The organism is Antricoccus suffuscus, assembly GCF_003003235.1.
Lineage (GTDB): Bacteria > Actinomycetota > Actinomycetes > Mycobacteriales > Antricoccaceae > Antricoccus > Antricoccus suffuscus.
The window spans coordinates 1-19,875 of the sequence record NZ_PVUE01000010.1; the positions used below are offsets into that span (position 1 = coordinate 1).

19 protein-coding genes and 2 tRNA genes are annotated in these 19,875 nt (G+C 64.7%); 5 read left to right on the forward strand and 16 right to left on the reverse strand.

From position 1 onward, the window contains the following. Nucleotides 1-729, forward strand: a 729-nt coding sequence (locus CLV47_RS12385) for an HNH endonuclease signature motif containing protein (protein WP_146135376.1), incomplete at its 5' end; no start/stop codon positions are given. A gap of 101 nt (nt 730-830) precedes the next feature. Here the strand turns inward: CLV47_RS12385 and CLV47_RS12390 are convergent. Continuing rightward, nucleotides 831-1,055, reverse strand: a complete 225-nt coding sequence (locus CLV47_RS12390) for a hypothetical protein (protein WP_238145426.1) — start codon at nt 1,053-1,055, stop codon at nt 831-833. A 161-nt stretch (nt 1,056-1,216) separates the two neighbouring features. On the opposite strand from CLV47_RS12390, the gene CLV47_RS12395 reads away from it, so the two are divergent. The 3 genes from CLV47_RS12395 to CLV47_RS12405 all read left to right on the forward strand — a co-directional run bounded on the left by CLV47_RS12395 (nt 1,217) and on the right by CLV47_RS12405 (nt 2,236). After that, nucleotides 1,217-1,289 (forward strand) — tRNA-Asn (locus tag CLV47_RS12395). 71 nt (nt 1,290-1,360) lie between these two features. Next, nucleotides 1,361-1,434: transfer RNA gene (locus CLV47_RS12400), tRNA-Ile, on the forward strand. Between the two features lie 28 nt (nt 1,435-1,462). After that, nucleotides 1,463-2,236, forward strand: coding sequence for an MgtC/SapB family protein (locus CLV47_RS12405; RefSeq protein ID WP_106349370.1), 774 nt, complete (start codon nt 1,463-1,465; stop codon nt 2,234-2,236). A 2-nt stretch (nt 2,237-2,238) separates the two neighbouring features. On the opposite strand, the gene CLV47_RS12410 is transcribed toward CLV47_RS12405, so the two are convergent. The 13 genes from CLV47_RS12410 to CLV47_RS12470 form a co-directional block, all read right to left on the reverse strand. After that, nucleotides 2,239-3,084: a transglutaminase family protein gene (locus tag CLV47_RS12410; RefSeq protein ID WP_106349371.1), complete on the reverse strand. Its 846-nt coding sequence runs from the start codon at nt 3,082-3,084 to the stop codon at nt 2,239-2,241. Then, on the reverse strand, nt 3,081-4,004 hold the full coding sequence (locus tag CLV47_RS12415; RefSeq protein ID WP_106349372.1) for an alpha-E domain-containing protein: 924 nt from the start codon (nt 4,002-4,004) through the stop codon (nt 3,081-3,083). The genes CLV47_RS12410 and CLV47_RS12415 overlap by 4 nt, the downstream gene beginning before the upstream one ends. Next, entirely contained in the window at nt 3,998-5,620 is a 1,623-nt protein-coding gene (locus tag CLV47_RS12420) for a circularly permuted type 2 ATP-grasp protein (protein WP_106349373.1), read from the reverse strand. The genes CLV47_RS12415 and CLV47_RS12420 overlap by 7 nt, the downstream gene beginning before the upstream one ends. Nucleotides 5,621-5,674: 54 nt before the next feature. Further along, nucleotides 5,675-6,676, reverse strand: coding sequence for a methylmalonyl Co-A mutase-associated GTPase MeaB (meaB, locus tag CLV47_RS12425; RefSeq protein WP_106349374.1), 1,002 nt, complete (start codon nt 6,674-6,676; stop codon nt 5,675-5,677). 10 nt (nt 6,677-6,686) lie between these two features. Next, nucleotides 6,687-8,864 carry a methylmalonyl-CoA mutase gene (gene scpA / locus CLV47_RS12430; protein ID WP_106349375.1) on the reverse strand — a complete coding sequence of 726 codons (2,178 nt, stop codon included), beginning with the start codon at nt 8,862-8,864 and terminating at the stop codon, nt 6,687-6,689. Then, the gene (locus CLV47_RS12435; RefSeq protein WP_170111057.1) at nt 8,861-10,705 is read right to left on the reverse strand and encodes a methylmalonyl-CoA mutase family protein; all 1,845 of its coding nucleotides are present in this window, start codon (nt 10,703-10,705) and stop codon (nt 8,861-8,863) included. The genes scpA and CLV47_RS12435 overlap by 4 nt, the downstream gene beginning before the upstream one ends. Nucleotides 10,706-10,792: 87 nt before the next feature. Further along, nucleotides 10,793-11,620, reverse strand: coding sequence for an ABC transporter permease (locus CLV47_RS12440; RefSeq protein WP_106349377.1), 828 nt, complete (start codon nt 11,618-11,620; stop codon nt 10,793-10,795). After that, the gene (locus CLV47_RS12445; RefSeq protein WP_106349378.1) at nt 11,617-12,528 is read right to left on the reverse strand and encodes an ABC transporter ATP-binding protein; all 912 of its coding nucleotides are present in this window, start codon (nt 12,526-12,528) and stop codon (nt 11,617-11,619) included. Before CLV47_RS12445 ends, CLV47_RS12440 begins: the two co-directional genes overlap by 4 nt. Continuing rightward, nucleotides 12,525-12,830 (reverse strand): transcriptional regulator, encoded by a 306-nt coding sequence (locus CLV47_RS12450; protein WP_106349379.1) that lies wholly within the window; start codon nt 12,828-12,830, stop codon nt 12,525-12,527. The genes CLV47_RS12445 and CLV47_RS12450 overlap by 4 nt, the downstream gene beginning before the upstream one ends. Next, nucleotides 12,831-13,469: a hypothetical protein gene (locus tag CLV47_RS12455; protein ID WP_106349380.1), complete on the reverse strand. Its 639-nt coding sequence runs from the start codon at nt 13,467-13,469 to the stop codon at nt 12,831-12,833. It abuts the gene before it with no gap. Between the two features lie 119 nt (nt 13,470-13,588). Then, nucleotides 13,589-14,392, reverse strand: a complete 804-nt coding sequence (locus CLV47_RS12460; RefSeq protein WP_106349497.1) for a transglutaminase-like domain-containing protein — start codon at nt 14,390-14,392, stop codon at nt 13,589-13,591. 34 nt (nt 14,393-14,426) lie between these two features. Continuing rightward, the gene (locus CLV47_RS12465; protein ID WP_106349381.1) at nt 14,427-15,506 is read right to left on the reverse strand and encodes an inositol-3-phosphate synthase; all 1,080 of its coding nucleotides are present in this window, start codon (nt 15,504-15,506) and stop codon (nt 14,427-14,429) included. Between the two features lie 139 nt (nt 15,507-15,645). Beyond that, nucleotides 15,646-16,323 carry a GNAT family N-acetyltransferase gene (locus tag CLV47_RS12470; RefSeq protein ID WP_170111058.1) on the reverse strand — a complete coding sequence of 226 codons (678 nt, stop codon included), beginning with the start codon at nt 16,321-16,323 and terminating at the stop codon, nt 15,646-15,648. Nucleotides 16,324-16,548: 225 nt separating this feature from the next. On the opposite strand from CLV47_RS12470, the gene CLV47_RS12475 reads away from it, so the two are divergent. Continuing rightward, complete coding sequence (locus CLV47_RS12475) at nt 16,549-17,040, forward strand: DUF3145 domain-containing protein (protein WP_106349383.1); 492 nt, start codon at nt 16,549-16,551, stop codon at nt 17,038-17,040. Between the two features lie 17 nt (nt 17,041-17,057). Here CLV47_RS12475 and CLV47_RS12480 read toward each other — a convergent pair whose 3' ends face one another. Continuing rightward, nucleotides 17,058-18,473 carry an acyl-CoA carboxylase subunit beta gene (locus tag CLV47_RS12480; RefSeq protein ID WP_238145427.1) on the reverse strand — a complete coding sequence of 472 codons (1,416 nt, stop codon included), beginning with the start codon at nt 18,471-18,473 and terminating at the stop codon, nt 17,058-17,060. A 61-nt stretch (nt 18,474-18,534) separates the two neighbouring features. Then, nucleotides 18,535-19,758: a beta-ketoacyl-[acyl-carrier-protein] synthase family protein gene (locus tag CLV47_RS12485; protein WP_106349384.1), complete on the reverse strand. Its 1,224-nt coding sequence runs from the start codon at nt 19,756-19,758 to the stop codon at nt 18,535-18,537. Nucleotides 19,759-19,875 lie beyond the last annotated feature (117 nt).

Below are 19,875 nucleotides of genomic sequence, written 5' to 3' on the forward strand. Positions count from 1 at the left end.
GACGGGCAGTACCTGATCACCGACCCGGGCCAGTCCACCGAAGCCGCCGCGGTGATGGAGAAGATCCGGGGACTGGCAGCGACGATCAACTTCACGGTCCCGGTGATCCCCGAGGTCACGATCAAGGTCACGATCCCCGCGCACGTGTTGGCCGGGTCCGACCTCGCAGGCACCGAAACCGGCACTCGCCATACCGGAGACGTGAACGGTGCCGAAGCCGCGGACGACGCCGAAGACGCCGACGGCGCGATGGAAGCCGAAGCGGTCGCGGACCCGCACCGCCGGGCGGTCGCCGCGATCGAGGGGCTCGGACCCATCGATGCCGACCTCGCCCGCCACCTCGCACAGGACGCACGATGGCAACGCGTCATCACCGACCCCTACACCGGCGCCGTCCTCGACGTCGGCACCAAGATCTACCGCCCACCGGCGCAGATGCGCCGCCGGATCATCGCCCGCGACCAGACCTGCCGGTTCCCCGGCTGCACCCGCCCAGCAGAACGTTGCGACGTCGACCACATCGACCCGCACCGCCCCGACGGGACCGGCGGCACGACCGGCGACTGCAACCTGATCGCTCTCTGTCGTCGTCACCACCGGCTGAAACACCAAACCAACTGGCGAGTAAAACTCCACGACGACGCGTCGTGTGAATGGACCAGCCCCGCCGGCCGTAAATACCTCACGTATCCCGCCGACACCGACCCACCACCACCACACCACGACTAGGTCACGTCACTAACTCGCTGACCCGCACACGTGCGGTCATGGTCAGGGTCACGACTGATCAGATACCCACTCGAACCGGCAACCGATGCAGTGTCGCGCCGTTAGAAGCGTGAGGGGTTTTCGTTGCCTAGCTTGCTCTTGACCGTGGATACGACGCTCTCGGCTTGCGCTTCAAGCATGCCGGCGACGCCTTGCACCTTGGGATTGTCTTGGAGTTTGCGTGCCGTGCGCATGATTTGCTCGTAGCGCGCGCGGCCAGCCTTCGCGCCGAGCACGTAGCCGATCCCGAACGCGGCGAACAGCAGAATCTTTCGCATGTGGGACATTCACTCCAAACTAGGTTGTGCGTAGTTGCTTTGACGAATCTACCTGGTTCCGATACGACGTACCTCCCAAGGAGGCAAACCGTTGAGGCTGCCGAACCAGGCGGGGACCCGATCGCAGCCCGTTGCGGGAGGTACGGTAATCTTTGGCGTCGCAGCAACGGTCCCCTATAGCTCAATTGGCAGAGCATTCGACTGTTAATCGAAGGGTTCTTGGTTCGAGTCCAAGTAGGGGAGCTTTTAGGTTGTATAGCGGCGATCCGGAGACCCAGCCGCGAGCGTGCGCATCGGCTCAAGCCGGGCGGCACGGGGTGGTAGCTCAGTTGGTCAGAGCAGTCGACTCATAATCGATCGGTCGCCGGTTCAAGCCCGGCCCACCCCACTATGTCTGGCCGTGGCACAGTCGAGTTATGTCTGGGAGCCACGTACTGGCCTCGATCGGCGCAGACGGTCAGGGCTGGAAACAGGTCGGCGAGCTCGCGTTGGCGTTTTTGTTGTCGTCGGCGATTGGGCTAGAGCGACAGATCCGCGGAAAGAGCGCCGGGCTGCGCACTCAGGCGATTGTCGGTACGGCGTCCGCCCTCATCATGCTGGTGAGCAAATACGGGTTTAACGACGTCCTGTCTCCAGGTGCCGTCGTCCTTGACCCGTCGCGTGTCGCTGCGCAGATAGTCACCGGGATCGGATTTCTTGGGGCGGGACTGATCATCACGCGACGGGGCGAAACCCGTGGCCTGACGACGGCGGCGTCGGTCTGGGAAACTGCGGCGATCGGCATGGCGGCCGGCGCCGGACTCACGGTCCTAGCACTCGTTGTCACGTGTCTGCACTTCATTATCGTGCTGTTGTTTACATGGCTGTCGCGCTATCTACCCGGATCGGGTCGCGCGACCGGGCACATTCGAATTCGTTACCGAGACGGGCAAGGTGTGCTGCGTGAGATCCTTGCCGCCTGCAGCAAACGCGGTTGGGTGATCACCGGCATGATGACCGACAATGATCGCTGGTCGGACGGTTTGGGTGAGATCGTCCCGGGCGGCCCCGAACATGAGGACGCCGGACGTGCAGACGTGGCGGTCGTGCTGCACGTCGCGGGAGCCGGAATGGACGACTTGACAAGTACGTTGGGCGCCGTCGATGGGGTAGTGCAGGTCGATCGGCTGACCGAGGACGAGTCGGAGTAGCCCTACGCCTCGCGGGTGATAGCGACGTTGACGAACAGCGTCGCGCGCGCACTACCTGCGTAGAGTCCTCGCAGCGGCGCCACGTCGTGGTAGTCGCGCCCGTAGCCCACGATCACGTGCGAGTCTGCGATCTCCAGAGAGTTGGTCGGGTCGTAGCCGGTCCAGGTACCGCAGTACCACTCGATCCACGCATGCGACTGCGCTGACATCTCCTCGCCGATCTCGGGGTCCTTAGAAGGCTGCAGGTAGCCCGATACATAACGCGCCGGGATCCCGATCGACCTCAGTGCGCCCAAGGTCACGTGTGCGATGTCTTGGCAGACGCCCTTTTGCTTATCCCATACGACTGAGGCGGTGTCTGTCACGTTGGTCGAGCCCGGGACATACTCCAGGCGGTCTCCGATCGTGTCGCAAATGGTCCGGGCCGCCTCAGCGGGCGTGTCTGACCTGTCGGCGACCTCTTTGGCCAGCGCGGCCAGCTCGGCGGGAGGGCTCGTGTGCTCTGTGGCGAACAGTTGGTCGCTGAGCATCTTCGACCGGTCGCCGATGCCGTCAAGGGCGTCCCAGCTGACATCTCCGGGTACGTGTTCGCGTGACTGCAATTCGACCAGACTGCGTGCGCTGAGATTGAGCGAGTCGTGCGGACGAAGCGACTCGAAGGTGGTGACCCGGGTGCCCCAGTAGTCAACGTAGGCGTCGCGAGAGCTCACCGGCGTGATGTCAAGCGTCGAGTGCAGTAGGAGTTGCTTGCGGGTGTCCAGCGGCAGCATTCGCGCCTCGTTGTACGACGCGCTCACTTCGCCGTCGTAGTTGAAGCCCGTCGTGTGCGTGATCCTAAGCCGTCTCATGCGCGGTCACCGACCCACACCGGAATCGCCTGACTGGGGAAGTAGCGCTGCTGGATCGCCTGTGAAATAGCCAATGTGGACTCCTGTACGGCGTCGACGTATCCCGTCAGGTTAGCGACGAGATCACTGACCGGCAGATACTCGAGCTCTGTGCGTAACCGTCCGATACGGCGCCGGCCCGCGTCGGACACACCGGCACGCTGCTCGGTGGGATCGATTCGTTGCAGGCATCGTTCGGCGAGGTTGAGGGAGTAAAGCACCGATCGCGGAAACAGCCTGTCAAGCATGAGAAACTCCGCGGCATTGGACGTCTTGGGCGCGCCGCGGTAAGTACGCAGGAAAACCTCGTAGGCGCCGCACGACCACAGAATGGTGGTCCACGACGGGCGGGTCGGCATGCTTCGGGTGGCAACCATCCGCGCGGTCATATCGGCGCGTTCGAGGGTACGACCGAGGGTGAAGAACTGCCACGTCTCGTCGCGACTGGTCGCCGAGTCGATCATCCCGAGTGCCATCGCGGTGCGGTCACGGACCCAGCCGAAATGCTGGTGCGCCTGCTCGCTGGTGAGGCGTCGTGGCATCCGCATCCGGGTCGTGTTGAGGCACTCCCAGACGTCACTCGAGATAATTTCCCTTGCCCTGCGGGCGTTTTCGCGTGCCGCGTTAAGCGAGTGCGCGATCGATGCGGGCTGGTCCCGGTCGACTGCCAGCAGCCGTAGGACGTCGCGTTGGGTGACCGGCTGGCCTTCGGGCGCAGCGCAGCCCATGATGGCTAACAGCGATCGGCAGGCGAGCTCTTCCTCGATGCTCTGGTCCTCGAGCATCAGTTGGAGGTGAATGTCCGCGATGCGCGCGGTGCTGTCGGCGCGCTCGACGTACCTGCCAATCCAGAAAAGACTCTCGGCGATTCGGCTCAGCACGACATCACCCCCTGTTGTTGTTGTTGCTCTTGCGCGGTGCCGCTTGACGAGTCATGCGGTGAGGACTGTGGCGGGTGGATGGACAGGTTCGCCGCGGGCTGATCCTCCCCGGCACTCACGGTGACCTCCTGGAGGTCCTCAGGCAAGTCCGGCTCAAACAGAGTCGGCGCCGCGCTGCCAAGCACCCAGGTGTCCTTCGAACCGCCACCTTGACTGCTGTTGACCACGAGCTTGCCCTCGGGCAGGGCGACCCGAGTGAGCCCGCCCGGCAATACCCAGACATCGTCGCCGTCGTTGACGGCGAATGGACGCAGGTCGGCGTGCCGTGGGCGGATCCCATCGTCCACCAGGGTCGGGATCGTGGACAACTGCACCACCGGCTGCGCAATCCATCCGCGCGGGTCGCGGCGCAGCGTCTTGCGCAGGTCTGCAAGCTCCTTCTTGGTGGCCGCCGGTCCGATCACGAGCCCTTTGCCGCCGGACCCGTCGACCGGCTTGACGCACAGCTCGTCCAGCCGGTCGAGCACCTCTTCCAGCGCGCCGGGGTCTTCCAGCCGCCAGGTGTCGACGTTGGGAAGAATGGGGTCCTCGCCGGTGAAGTAGCGGGTGAGCGCGGGCAGATAGGTGTAGACGAGCTTGTCGTCGGCTACGCCGTTGCCTACCGCGTTGGCGATGGCGACGTTGCCGCGACGCGCCGCCTCGATGATGCCCGGCGTACCGAGCACCGAGTCCGGGCGGAACTGAAGCGGGTCGAGAAACTCGTCGTCGACGCGTCGATAGATCACATCCACTCGCTGCGGGCCGGAGGTGGTGTGCATCATCACTCGGCCGCCTGTGCAGAACAGGTCGCGACCTTCGACTAGCTCGATTCCCATCAGCCGGGCGAGCAGCGTGTGCTCGTAGTACGCCGAGTTGTACACGCCAGGTGTGAGTACGACGACCGTCGGGTCGTCCACGCCGGCCGGTGCGCTCGCGCGGAGGGCCGCGAGCAGCTTGTGCGGATAGTCACCGACCGCACGAACGGTCAGCGACCAGAAGAGCTCCGGAAGCGTCTGGCCCATAACGCGGCGGTTGGAGATCACGTAGCTCACGCCGCTGGGAATGCGGACGTTGTCCTCCAGCACCCGCCAAAGGCCCTTCTCGTCGCGGATCACGTCGATTCCAGCGACGTGGATGCGTACGCCGTTAGAGGTGGCGATTCCGGCCGCCGCGCGGTGGTAGTGCGTCGAGGAGCTGATGAGCTTGGCGGGGATAACGCCGTCCCGAATGCAGTTGCCGGGGCCGTAGATGTCGTCAAGGAACATCTCCAACACCTTGACTCGCTGTGCGACGCCGGACTGCAGATAACGCCATTCGGAGGCCGCGATGATCCGAGGCACCGCATCCAGCGGGAAGGGCACTTCTTCACCGGCAAAGTCGAAGGTGATGCCTTGCGCGAGGTACGACGAGGCGAGCGCCTCGGTACGCTCGCGAAACTCGGACTGCGTCATCTGGGCTAGAGCGTCGAGAATCTCGCGGTACTCGGGCCGTGGCGCGCCGGAAGCGTCGAACATCTCGTCCCACGCTTGCCCGGCGCGTGCCGCGCCTCTTTGGTATCCCTCGAAAAGATCAGCCATAGAGCAACACTAACGGGTCGCGGTGTCCAAGGCGGCTGCCGGATCTAGGGCGTGTCAGGACTCTGGGACGGCCGCGCCGTCGTATATGCGCAGGATCTCATCGGCTGCGGCGGCCGCAGCGAGCTGCCCGGTATGAACCTTTTCACTGATGTTCTCGCGCTCGGCCCGAACGCCAGGATGAGTGGTGAGCCGGTCGTCGAGCTCGGCCTGGACAAGCTTCCAGGTGAGATCCCACTGCTGTTGGTGCCGCTTGTCGAGCAGGCCGGCTTCGCCGACGAATTCGCGATGTTCGAGTATGGTGCGCCAGATCTCCTCAATGCCCTCGCCAGCGAGAGCCGAGCAGGTCAGAACCGGTGGTTTCCAGCCGGAACTTCCCGAGTAGACCATCCGCAGGGCGCCTGACAACTCGCGGGCGGCTGATCGTGCGGCCGGTAGATGCTCGCCGTCGGCTTTGTTGATCGCTACCACATCTGCGATTTCGAGGATGCCGCGCTTGATCCCTTGAAGCTGATCACCGGTACGGGCCAGTCCGAGCAGTAGGAAGGTGTCGACCATCGTCGCGACGGTGGTCTCGGACTGCCCAACGCCGACCGTCTCGACCAGGATGGCGTCGTACCCTGCGGCCTCAAGGATCGTGATCGCCTGCGACGTGGACTTTGCCACGCCGCCGAGGGTGCCAGAGCTCGGTGATGGACGCACATAAGCGTCGGGGTTTACCGACAGCTCAGGCATTCGGGTCTTGTCGCCGAGCACCGATCCGCCGGTGCGCACGCTGGACGGATCGACCGCAAGTACGCCGACGCGGTGTCCCTGCGCGGTCAGCAGACGCCCAAATGCCTCGATGAACGTCGACTTGCCGACCCCCGGTACGCCGGAGATGCCGATCCGTACGGCCAGCTTCTGCGGCTGCGGCAGCGCGCCCAGCAGTCGGCGCGCGAGTACGCGGTGATCGGGTCGGGTGGACTCGATCGCGGTGATCGCCTGCGCGATCGCTGGACGTGATCCTTCGCCCACCTCACGCGCGACGGCTTCGGGATCCTGTCGCCAATGCGGCATCGTGGATCGCCTACGCGGCTGGATGGCCGAGATTCTTGGACAAGCCGTCGAGCAGTTTCAATGCGCTGTCCGCGATGACCGTCCCCGGCGGGAATACCGCCGCCGCACCCATGTCGAGGAGTGTGGGCACGTCGGCGGGCGGAATGACTCCACCGACGACGATGACGATATCCGGTCGCCCCTGCTTGGCCAGCTCGTCACGCAGCGCCGGCACCAGAGTGAGGTGACCAGCCGCGAGCGAGGAGACGCCGACGATGTGAACGTCAGCGTCGATCGCCTGCCGGGCAACCTCTTCCGGCGTCGAGAAGAGCGGGCCTACATCGACATCGAAGCCCATGTCGGCAAATGCCGAGACAATGACCTTTTGACCGCGGTCGTGCCCGTCTTGGCCCATCTTGGCCACGAGGATGCGCGGCCGACGGCCTTCCTCGTCGGCAAACTTGTCGGCGGCGGCGAGGACCGCCTCGACGTTCTTCGCGTCGCCTGCTTCCTTCTTGTACACACCAGAGATAGTACGGATTACCGCGGTGTGCCGGCCAAAGACTTCTTCCAGCGCGTCGGAGATCTCCCCGACCGTGGCCTTGGCGCGCGCCGCGTCGATCGCGAGAGCGAGCAAGTTGGTGCCCATTTCGGTGCCCTTGGCTTGTACGCCGGCTGCCTTGGTCAGCGCGTCGAGAGTCCGTTTCACTTCGGTATCGTCACGTTCGGCGCGCAGACGCTCGAGCTTCGCGAGCTGCTGCTTGCGGACCGAGGCGTTGTCAATCTTGAGTACGTCGACGCCGTCGTCTTTGGTGGGAACGAACGTGTTGATCCCGACGACGACCTGCTTGCCCGAGTCGATCCGAGCCTGCGTGCGTGCGGCCGCTTCCTCGATGCGCATCTTTGGGATGCCCGCCTCGATAGCCTTTGCCATGCCGCCTGCCGCCTCGACCTCCTCGATATGCGCCCACGCGCGCTCAATGAGTTCTTCGGTGAGACGCTCGACGTAATACGAGCCGCCCCACGGGTCGATGATGTCCCCGGCGCCGGCCTCCTGTTGCAGCACCAGCTGAGTGTTGCGCGCGATCCGTGCGGAGAAGTCGGTGGGCAGCGCGAGCGCCTCGTCCAGCGCATTGGTGTGCAGCGACTGGGTGTGTCCGGCAGTCGCTGCCATTGCCTCGATGCAGGTGCGGGCGACGTTGTTGTAGACGTCCTGCGCGGTCAGCGACCAGCCGGAAGTCTGCGAGTGCGTCCTCAGTGACTTCGACTTGGGGTTCTTCGGGTCGAACTGCTGCATGATTTGCGACCAGATCGCCCGCCCGGCACGCATCTTGGCCACTTCCATGAAGTAGTTCATGCCGATCGCCCAGAAAAAGCTCAGCCGTGGTGCAAATTTGTCGATGTCAAGGCCGGCGGCGACGCCGGTGCGGAGGTATTCCAGGCCGTCGGCCAGCGTGTAGGCCAGCTCGAGATCGTTGGTCGCGCCGGCTTCCTGGATGTGATAGCCGGAGATCGAGATCGAGTTGAACTTCGGCATCTTCGCCGCGGTATAGGCGAAAATGTCCGAGATGATCCGCATCGAGGGAAGTGGGGGATAGATGTAGGTGTTGCGGACCATGAACTCTTTGAGGATGTCGTTCTGGATCGTGCCGGCCAGTTTCTCCGGCGGCACGCCCTGCTCCTCGGCAGCGACGACGTACAACGCGAGGATCGGCAGTACGGCGCCGTTCATCGTCATCGACACGGACATTTCATCGAGCGGGATCCCGTCGAACAACTGCCGCATGTCGTAGATCGAGTCGATCGCGACGCCTGCCATGCCCACGTCGCCGGCGACCCGAGGATGGTCGGAGTCGTAGCCGCGATGGGTAGCCAGGTCGAACGCCACCGACAGGCCCTTCTGGCCAGCGGCGAGGTTACGCCGGTAGAAGGCGTTGGACTCCTCAGCGGTCGAGAATCCGGCGTACTGGCGTACCGTCCATGGCTGGCTGTTGTACATCGTCGGGTAGGGGCCGCGGATGAACGGATCCAACCCGGGATAGGTGTCGAGATTCTTCAGCCCGTCAAGATCGGCTGGAGTGTAGACGTTTTTGACGCCGATGCCTTCGGGTGCGGCCCACGTGCTGGACTCGTTTGCCTTGACAGCGTCGATCTTCGCGCCGTCTGGCTCGGCGTCGTACGGTACGTCGGCGAAGTTACGGACGGTCATTTTGCGGTCCCTTCGAGGGTGCTGCGGGTGCGTCGCAGGAAGTCGATCACGTCTTGTCCTACGGCCATGTAGTCATCAATGAGGTCGGCGATCTCGGGCACGGGCTTGCCGGCCGCTACGACAAAGTCGATGCCGGCCTGGCGTAGCGCGCCAATCGTGTCCGGCCCAAGCTCGGCGTACCCCGCGTCGCTACCGACAAGACACGCGCCGGCAGCACCGGAGGAGCGGTACTGCTCGATGAGTGCGGTGGTGTCACTGAGTGGAACACCGTTAGCGACAGGAATGCCGCCCGCAGTGAGCAGGTTGATCGCAAACGACGACCGCGCGGTGTGCGCGGCGACCGGCCCGATCGGGACCAGGAACATCGGCGTCGTGCACGGGGTGAGACGCAGTTCTTCGAAACCGTCGGCGTCGTGCACCTGAGTCAACAGCGACCGCGAGCCGAACCGGTTGTAGGCGGACCGGCGTTCAAGCACGGTTTCGTCGGCGAGCGGAAACTCGCTTACCCCGGTGATCGCGAGCTTGCGCGTGTCGATCTGCTTCTCCCGGGCCTGCCACGCTTCGGAAACCTCGCTCGCGAGCGCGCCCGACGCGATGACTTCCCTTATGCCGCCAGCCTTTTCAGTCTCAGCAAATTTCGTCCAGCTGGCTTCGGCGAGGGAGTTGGTCAGCGACTCGATAGATCCCGAACCGCCGGCCGGATCGGCGACTTGGCCGACATGAGACTCGTGCACGAGCAGATTAGAGATGTTGCGCGCAATACGCCGGCTGAATCCGTCGGACTCGCCCAGCGAGGAGTCGAAGGGCTGCACCGTGATGGACTCCGCGCCGCCGACCGCGGCGGCGAACGTCGCGATCGTCGTACGTAGCAGGTTGGTGTAGGGATCGAACCGCGTCATCATGCGCTGTGAGGTCACCACGTGCTGACGTTGCACGTCGTCGGTGATCTCGAGCACGTCGCAGATCCGCGCCCAAACGGCGCGGGCGGCCCGCAGCTTGGCGATCGTCGTGAACTGCTGGTCGGTCGCGGCGTACCGAAACTCAATTAGCCCGGCAGCGTCAGATGGGGCAATGCCTGCCTCGTCGAGCTGACGCAGAAGCGCCACCCCTGTGGCGGCGGCGTACGCCAGCTCCAGTACCTCACCGGCGCCCGCGTCGTGCACGACAGTGGCATCGACGACGAATCCGCGGATCCCGTTGGCCTGTGCGGACTTTGCCAGCGGCCCGACCTGGTCGTCGAGTGTCGCGGTGCCGGTCAGTAGGAGCTCGCCGGTCGGGTCGGCGCCAAGGTTGGTGTGTGGGTGCAGCGTGACGTTCTGCGACTTCGCGGCGGCGATCAGTGTCTCAGCGGCGCTGAGTGGTTGGTCGGAGTCAAGGACGACAGGCGCGATGTCGAGGAGCACGGGGCTGAGCAGGTCACCGAGACGGTCGAGCGCGACGGCACCCTCGCGGGCGGTGATCCACAGTGACGCGCCACCGCCGGTGAGCTCGTCCTCAACCTCGGCCGGGGTGCGACCGCTCGATGCGACGGCGATGCGCAGGTCCCAGGACGGTACGTCGCCAGGTGCGCGGTCGGCGCTGTCGATGACGCCGCGGGTCGCCGCGGCGCCGGTGCTCGATCCGCGGAGGTTGCGCGCGACCTCGGTCCCGGCAAGCGGGGGGATCGCGACGCCATCGGGCGTCTTTTTCACTAGCAGGCGCGCCGCCGAGGCGGGGTCGTCGCCGTCCTTGAAGCGTCCAGACTTCTTGAACACCGTGGCGACGGCGGCCTCCCAGTCCTGCTGGGTGGCCGCAGTTGCGGCTGATGCGGTCTGGCGAGATGAAGGGGTGTCGTCGGCCATAAGCCCCATCATATTGATGCCAGTTCTGCATTCTGTAGGCGGCGACCCGAAATCACATTTGTCGGTCGTATCGAGGCCCGGCAGCATCTACTTGTAGCGCAGCCCTTCGTCCCTGCGATAGCCCCACAACGCCAGCCCGAGCAGCGCGGCACTCCACACCACAAGTACCGGAATGGTAGACACGTGCAGGTCAGCACCGGTGAGTGCAGAGATGACCAGATCGCGCGCGGCGCGGGTCGGGGTACCGAGTGAGATCGCGTTGAGCCAGCCCGGAAACATCTCGGACGGTAGGAAGAGGCCGCCGATAAATGCCAACGGCAGCAATAGGACCTGCGCAACGGCAATCGCAGCCTTGGACGGAAGTCCGTAGCCGATCGCTAGACCCAGGCCAATGAACGGCGTACCGCCGAGGATCAGCGCACCGAACGCCGCCGGAATGCGCCACCACGACAAAGCGCCACTGGTAAAGGCGTCCGGTGCGGCGGTCAGCAGAATGCCGACCAGAAGAAGCGGAATCAACGACAGCACCGCGAACAGTGCTGCCGTGCAGATTCGTCCGGCGATCGTTGCGACGCCACCGGTGGGCAACGTGCGCAGATAGCTCGTCCACGGGTTCTTGCGGTCTTCAGCGATGCCGACGCCGTATGTGAACAAGAACGTCGACATGATGCTGAATACCGACAGCTGCGCGATTGCGCCGAGTGAAAACAGCTGATCGCTGGTGATCGCTGACTGCGGGATCACAAAAAACAGGAAGGACATGACCGGAAACGCGACACCCGAAACGACGGCGATGGGGATCCGCAGGGTCTCGATGACGTGCGATCTGATCCGACTCTTGATGATCTGGCTCGCCGGAGCGGCCGCGGGGTGAGATTGTTGGGTGATCGAAGTGGTAGCCGCCAGAGTGGTCATGATGCCGCCTTGCTGGTCATCGCGAGGAATGCTTCCTCGAGGGTCGCGGTGTGGACTTCAAGGTCGCTGAAGTCGACATCGCGCTGGACGAGCGCACGGACGGTCGCATCCGCATCGTGACTGTTGAGTGTGATCCGCCGGCCTCCTTCTGCGGTCGTCTCGGCCGGCTCGAGGTTGACGACGGACGGCAGGTCCTGCAGGGTGCACTCGAGCTCCGGAGTGTTGAGCTGGATGCGACGGATGTCGACTCGGCGCTTGATGTCGGTGAGGGACCCGTCTGCGATCACGGATCCTTTGTCCATCACCACGACCCGCTCGGCAAGCGCCTCGATCTCGGCGAGGTAGTGGCTGGTAATGATCAGCGTGCCGCCGCCGGTGCGGTAGTCGCGCAGCTGGTCCCACAGGGTGTCGCGTGCCTCGACGTCCAGCCCGGTTGTGGGTTCGTCGAGAATGACGAGCTCGGGCCGCCCGACCAAGGCGAGAGCGACGAGAAGCCTGCGTTGCTGTCCACCTGATAGCGCGCCACACTGCTTGTCCGCCAGGGATTCGAGGCCGAACTTTTGGAGCGTCTCGTCGCGGTCGAGCGGATCGGCAAAGTGCGCGGCGACAAGGTCGATCGTCTCGCGAACCTTGAGCGTCTCCGGCACGGCGGTGGCCTGTGGGGTCACGCCCAGCAGCCGGCGGTTGCGCGGGTCGCGCGGGTCGCCGCCGAAGATCGACACAGTGCCGGAGTCCGGTCGGCGTAGTCCGCACAGCAGCGCGATCAGGGTACTTTTGCCCGCACCGTTAGGGCCGAGCAAGCCCACCGACTCGCCGGCCGTCACCTCAAGGCTGACGTCGTCGAGGGCCGTGTGCTTGCCGAACGATCGGGTGACGTGATCGGCGACGGCAATGGGTGAGGAACTCATGCGGAAGGCTCCGTATTCTCTAATAGCGCGGCGAGGCTGGCTCGGTAGGTTTCGAACGCTCCGCGGCCGCGTTGGGTGAGGGCGAGGTAGGTGGCTGGTTTGCGTCCGAGCTGGGCCTTGGTGACTTCGACGTACCCGGCGTCTTCAAGCTTGCGCAGGTGTGTTGAGAGGTTGCCGGGAGTCATGCTCAGGATCTCTTGCAACCGGGTGAACAGCATCTGGTCCTTCGGACCGAGCGTGGCGAGTGAAGCAACGACCCGCAGCCGTGCCTCGGCGTGGATGACCGGATCGAGATCAGCCATCTAACGCCCCGAGTGGATCGGCGTCGCGCTTCGGGTGAACTTGGTGATCACCGCTCCGACGAAGAATCCGCCGCCGCCGAGCAGCGCCATGATCGTCAGGTACGTCGGGGTGCCGACCAACATGGCGATCGCGTCGACGACGAGAAACCACACGCCAAGGAGAAAGAACGGAATATCGTTGCCCATCCCGCCGAAAGCTGTGTACAGCGCGCCGACAAGCAGGACTGAGATGCCCGCGACGATCATAAAGGCTTTGGCTGGCGCCATATCGATCTGGAAGATCGCTTGTGAGATGAACCCCGAGGCGACAAACACCAGCAACCAGGTCAGGCCGATCATGATGCCGGCCCGACGAGTCGGTCCGCGCACGCCGGCGCCGAAGCGGGCACCGAGTCCAAATGAGGCGGCGATTCCGGCGACCATCGCGCAGCCGAAGACGATGATCCGCCAGCTGTAAACAGTCGTGGCCGACGGATCCAGGGCCAATGCGCCGAATCCGATCAGATACGCCAGGCCCCAGACTGCGTATATCAACGCCTGCGTGTTGTTCGCCCGCGTGGACACCGCGGTGGTTTGCTGATCGATCAGCCGCAGTGCCGCCGCCGGATCGAGCGGGGCCGAACCGTTCTCGTGTTGCATGAATTCCCCTTGCTGATGTCTACAAAGTACTTTGTAACGCAAAGTGCTCTGCAGTGTCAAGCAGGGGCCTGAATTCAGGGGAAGGCATCTGCAAGCCGGACGCGGGTCACGGACCGTGGCTAGGTGATCGAGACCAGTTCGTCGAGGTCATCGGACGGCAGCGTGCCGTCCACGACGGCGCTGACCGTCGAACGGTGCAGGGTAATGGCGCCGCCGTGGTTATCCAGAAAAGCGGTGTCGGCCGCGTCGCGGCCGGTCGAGATGCGCACGAGGGTCGAGCGCGGCGCTAGGCAGGTGGCATCCACGACACGCCACTGACCATCGACGAGCGCCTCGGCGACGGCATGGAAGTCCATCGGATCGCAGCCGGGTGCATAGACGGCGACTAACCGGGCGGGAACATTCACCGCGCGCAGCAGCGCCACCACGAGGTGTGCGTAGTCGCGGCAGACGCCCGCGCCGGCGAGCAGGGTATCCGTGGCGCCGTCGATCGGATCGCTGCTGCCAGGGACATAGCTGAGCCGGGAGCCCACCCACGCCGCGACCTTCTCCAACAATTGGGCGGACGGTAGGTAGGAGCCGAACTCGGTCGCTGCGAATCCGAAGAACTTGTCGGCCTCGGCGTACCTGCTTGGACGTAGGTACAGCGACCGGGCGTAGTCGTCGACCGGGGCGGGAGAGGTGTTGCCGGTGATCGTCGCGTGATAGGTGACCTGTAGGTCCCCGCCGCCTACGTCGAGCAGGTGGATGCGGTTGCCCTGCGTGCCGTTGATCTCTCGGGCAGATACCGCGACGCCGTTGTGCACAAACGACATCGTCTCGTCGACGACGGCGCCCGGGTGATCGGCGACCGCGATCTGAAACTCGAGGCTGGTCGCGTCGTCGATCCCGATGTCGAGCTCAGCCGACACGTGTCGCCTCATCGGCGCACCGCGGTCCGGCAAGGTGGCCGTCGGGTCAGTGATCGACCTTGCCGTCGATGAACTGCTGCACGAGATCGCGTGCCGTGGAGTCGTCGTACTGCTCCGGAGGCGACTTCATGAAGTACGACGAAGCAGACAGGATCGGTCCGCCGATGCCGCGGTCCTTAGCGATCTTCGCCGCGCGCAGAGCGTCGATGATGACGCCGGCAGAGTTAGGGGAGTCCCATACCTCGAGCTTGTATTCCAGCGAGGTCGGTACGTCGCCGAATCCCTTGCCCTCGAGGCGGACATAGGCGAACTTGCGGTCGTCCAACCACGGCACGTGATCCGACGGCCCGACGTGTACGTCACCCTTCGCCAGTTCGCGCGGTACCTGTGAGGTCACCGACTGCGTCTTGGAAACCTTCTTGGATTCGAGGCGGGTGCGCTCGAGCATGTTCATGAAGTCCATGTTGCCGCCGAAGTTGAGCTGGTAGGTGCGCTGCAGCTCCACTCCACGGTCTTCGAACAACTTGGCCAGCACGCGATGCGTGATGGTGGCGCCGACCTGTGACTTGATGTCGTCGCCGATGATCGGTACGCCGGCCTCGGTGAACTTTGCCGCCCACTCGGGAGTGCTTGCGATGAAGACGGGAAGGGCGTTGACGAACGCGACCTTGGCGTCGATAGCGCACTGGGCGTAGAAGCGGTCGGCATCTTCCGATCCCACCGGGAGGTAGGAGATGAGTACGTCGACTTCGCGGTCCTTGAGGACCTGTACGACGTCGACGGGCTCGGCACTCGACTCGTCGATCATGTCGCGGTAATAGCTGCCCAGGCCGTCGTACGTATGGCCCCGATCAACCGTCACGCCGGACGTGGGTACGTCGCAAATCTTGATCGTGTTGTTCTGGCTGGCGTTGATGGCCTCGGAAAGGTCCTTGCCGACCTTGAGGTCGTCGACGTCGAACGCGGCCACGAACTCGATGTCGCTGACGTGGTAATCGCCGAACTTCACGTGCATAAGACCCGGCACCGTCTGGGCGGGATCCGCGTCGCGGTAGTAATGCACGCCCTGCACGAGTGAAGACGCACAGTTACCCACGCCGATTATGGCGACCTTGACCGAACCCATATTTCCTCCGAAAGACTAATTTCATGCGTCTTTCAAAATACACCGAGTGTTCGTGTCAGGGCCGGTCACGGTGCGGTCGCGTCGGTCACGCACCATTGGTCGGCACCATTACGCGCGGTCAGCGCCGTAAGAGGAAGCGCTAGAACGCCTTTACCAGCGCGATTGTGCGGTCGGTGGCCTTCTTGTTCTTGCCCTCGGCGTCGCGGTACGTGTAGGTCGTTTTGCTGTGCAGACCGCTGTCTTTGTAGCCGAGCTTGTCGTAGAGCTCAAGCGCTTCGTTGTTGTCTTCGGGCACGCTCATCGTGATTTTCTCGTAGCCGCTGCCCTCGACCAGCTTCTCGGCCGCGGCGACGAGCTTGCGGCCGATGTGGTTTCCACGGTGTGCATCGTCGACGTGCAGATTGCAGATCGCCGGCACGCCTTTGAGTTTCTTGCGGATCTCGTCATTCCAGTCGCCCGTCCACGAGATCAGCGCCGTACCTGCCGGAGTGTTTTCCTTGTGCCACATGACGAGGACGGTCGCCTCGCCGAACTGCTGAAGCGCGAGCCAGGAACGAACGATTTCCGGATGGATATACGCGTCGGCATCGAAGTTCTCGAGATCGTCGAGGGTGCAGATCCGTATGTCGTAGTCCGGCACCTTGACGTCTGCGGTCTTGCGCCCCGAAAAGAACCGTCGGCGGCGCTTGGGCGCGCTGGCCTCGTCGTCGTCCTCGGGAGCGGTCACGCTCTCGTCGGCTGTGTCCTCGGCTGACTCGTCGGTGCGGTCCTCGGACAGGGTTTCCGCGGCAGCGTCCTCATCATGCGTATCGGGCATCGGCGACCTTTGGTTGGGCGGGTGGAACCTCACCATCAAAGCACCCGCGCCGAACCTGTCCGAAGCGGCCCGACAAGGGCGTCGGCGGGGATAGGGGTAGCGCAACAGGGGCAACAAGAGGCACAATGTACACAGTGACATGCATGTGTCACTGCATCAACACGCGTTACAGCACCGAAGTCCGGCCGTTGGGGAAGACGTCCGCACGACATCGGAGGTGGCGCGATGCAGACGCGAGGAGTGGTGTTCATTCACTCGTGCCCACAGGCGTTAGTACCGCACGCCGAGTGGGCTATTTCGAGTGCGCTTCGTACGCCGGTGCGCATGCAGTGGATCGCACAACCAGCGGGCCCGGGATCGCAGTGCGCGGAGTGCCAGTGGACCGGTCCATCGGGTACGGCGAACGCGATCGCTAATGCGTTGAAGTCCTGGCCGACACTCGTTTATGAGGTCACCGAGGAGCCGACGGCCGGGACCGACGGAGAACGCATTGCGTACGTGCCTGACCGCGGCTACTTCCGGGCGCAGACCTCGATCAACGGCGACCTCACGGTCGGCGAAAACCAGCTGCGCTTGCTGCGTGAGTCCGCGCGCACCGTCGAGGACTTCCGCGCCGGGCTCGACGCGCTGCTCGGTCAGCCGTTTGATGACGTACTCGAGATCTATCGCGAAGGCGGCGATGGGGCGCCGGTCACGCGTATCCACCGCGCCGGCTAATTGCAGCCAGCGGCGCTTTAGAGCGGGATGTTGCCGTGCGCGCCGCGGCCGCTCGGCCGCGAGGCCAGCGCGGTAACTATTTCGCGTCGGGTGTTGGCCGGATCGATGACACGGTCGACCGCGCCGAGTTCGATGGCGCGTTCGACGCCACCGGCGATCTTCTCGTGTTCGGCGGCGAGCTTGTCTTGCAGCGCGTCGCGTTCCTCGATCGGGGCTGCGGCCAGGGTCTTGCGGTGCAAGATGCCGACGGCGGCCTTGGCGCCCATTACGGCGACCTCGGCGCCCGGCCATGCAAATACGTTGGTCGCGCCGAGCGAGCGGGAGTTCATCGCGATGTAGGCGCCGCCGTACGACTTGCGGGTGACGAGCGTGACGCGGGGGACGACGCATTCGGCGAAAGCGTGCAGCAGTTTCGCGCCGCGGCGTACGACGCCTTCCCACTCCTGACCGACGCCCGGCAGGTAGCCCGGCACGTCGACGATCACGACCAGCGGGATGCCAAACGAGTCGCACATCCGCACGAACCGCGCGGCCTTCTCTGCGCTCTGCGCGTTGAGGCAGCCACCGAGCCGCATCGGGTTGTTAGCGACCACGCCCACGGAGCGTCCGGCGAGCCGGCCCAGTCCGACGACGACGTTGGGTGCCCACTTGGCCTGGATCTCAAGGAACTCGTCGTCGAGGATTTTGCGGATCAGGGGCTTGACGTCGTACGCACGCCGTACCTCGGCAGGGAGCGTCTCGGACACGTCATCGGGATCGCCGATCAGCGATAGGTCGAACTTGCCCTGGTCGCTCATCAAGTTGGCGAGCTGCCGCGCCTTCTCCAGGGCGGTCTCGTCGGACGGGGTGGTGATGTGTACGACGCCGCTCTTGCGGCCATGCGTATCCGGCCCGCCGAGCTGCTCCATGTCAACTTGCTCGCCGGTCACCGAACGCACGACCTCCGGTCCGGTCACGAACACGCGTCCGTTGGCGCTCATTACGACGACGTCGGTGAGGGCGGGGCCGTACGCCGCGCCGCCGGCGGCCGGGCCGAGCACCACCGAGATCTGTGGGATGCGGCCGGAGGCCTGCACCATCGCGGCAAAGACGTTGCCGACACCGTCGAGGGCCTCGACGCCTTCGGCGATCCGGGCGCCACCGCAATGCCAGATGCCGATGCAGGGGATCCGCTCGCGCAGCGCCGTGTTGGTCGCATCGACGATGTTCACGCAGCCCGCGGACCCCATTGCGCCGCCCATTTTGGTGGCGTCCGAGCAGAACGCGATCGCCGGTGCGCCTTGGATCCGGCCACGCGCCCACACCACGCCGGTGCCGTCTTCGCGGCTGTTGATTGGCTCGATGGTGCCCTCGTCGAACAGTTTTGCCATCCGGAGTACAGGATCGCGCGGATCCTCGGTCACTTCCGGTGCGGTGGCTGCGTGAGCGGTCACGATGACTCCTCTTGTGGGGCGCTAGATATCTAGTCTGAAAGTGTGGTGGACATGCACAGGCTCACGCCTTGGTGAACAGGACCGACGCGTTGTGACCCCCGAAGCCGAACGAGTTGCTGATGGCAACCTCGATTGGCGAGTATCGAGGGCTGTCCCGCACGATGTCGAGCGCCTGTATGTCGGCGTTGGGGTCGAGATCGGTCAGGTTGAGCACGAACGGGGAGACCTGGTCGCGGATCGCCAGTACGGCGAAGATGCACTCGACGGCGCCGGTGGCGCCCAACATGTGGCCGGTCGCGCTCTTCGTCGCGCTAATCGTCGCGCGGTCGCCGATTGTGGCCCGGATCGCCCCAGCCTCGACGATGTCGCCCATCGGCGTGGAGGTGGCGTGCGCGTTGACATGGTCGACGTCAGAGCCGGCAAGGCCGGCGTCGCGCAGTGCGAGTGTCATCGCGCGCCGCGCCCCGGCGCCGGTTGGTTCGGGCGCCACCATGTCGTAGGCGTCGGAAGAGATTCCGGCGCCGGCGACCTTGGCGATGACCGTGGCACCGCGCGCGGCCGCGAAGTCGGCTCGCTCGATGACGAGCACCCCGGCGCCATCGCCCATCACGAAGCCGTCGCGACCGGTGTCGAATGGGCGCGATGCGGCGGTCGGATCGTCGTTGCGGGTCGATAGTGCCCGGGCCTGACCAAATCCGGCAAGCGGCATCGGGTGGATGCAGGCCTCCGCACCGCCGACCACCACGACGTCGGCGCGGCCGGCGCGGATAAGGTCGGCGCCGACCGAGATGCTCTCGGTGCCGGAGGCGCAGGCGGAGATCGGCGTGTGTACGCCGGCGCGGGCGCACAGCTCCAGTCCGACCGCCGCGGCTGGGCCGTTTGGCATGAGCATCGGGATCGAGTGCGGGCTGACCCGTCGTTGACCTTGCTCGTTGAGGATGTCGTGCTGCGCGAGAAGCGTGACCGCGCCGCCGACCCCGGTGCCGATGACAACGGCAAGCCGTTCGGGGTCGACCTGCGGCGTACCGGCGTTGGCCCAGGCCTCGCGGGCCGCGACGATGGCGGCCTGCTGGGACGGGTCGAGCCGGCGTGCCTTGACCCGGTCGAGGAACTGCGCCGGCGGTACGGCGAACGGCGCCGCGATGCGGGTGGTGAGCTTGTCGGCCCAGGGTTGTTCGATCTTGCGAGCGCCAGACTTGCCGGCGAGCAGAGCACTCCAGCTCGACTCGAGGTCCGCGCCGAGGGGGGTCGTCGCGCCAAGTCCGGTGATGACGATGTCGGTCACGACGGGATATTCCTTACTTGCCTTTTAATGCTGTGTCTTTCCTTCGTTCGGTCTGTTCTGCGCTCGGCTTGTGCAACGCGGTACGCCGGTGCGCCCCAATGGATGAGCGCACCGGCG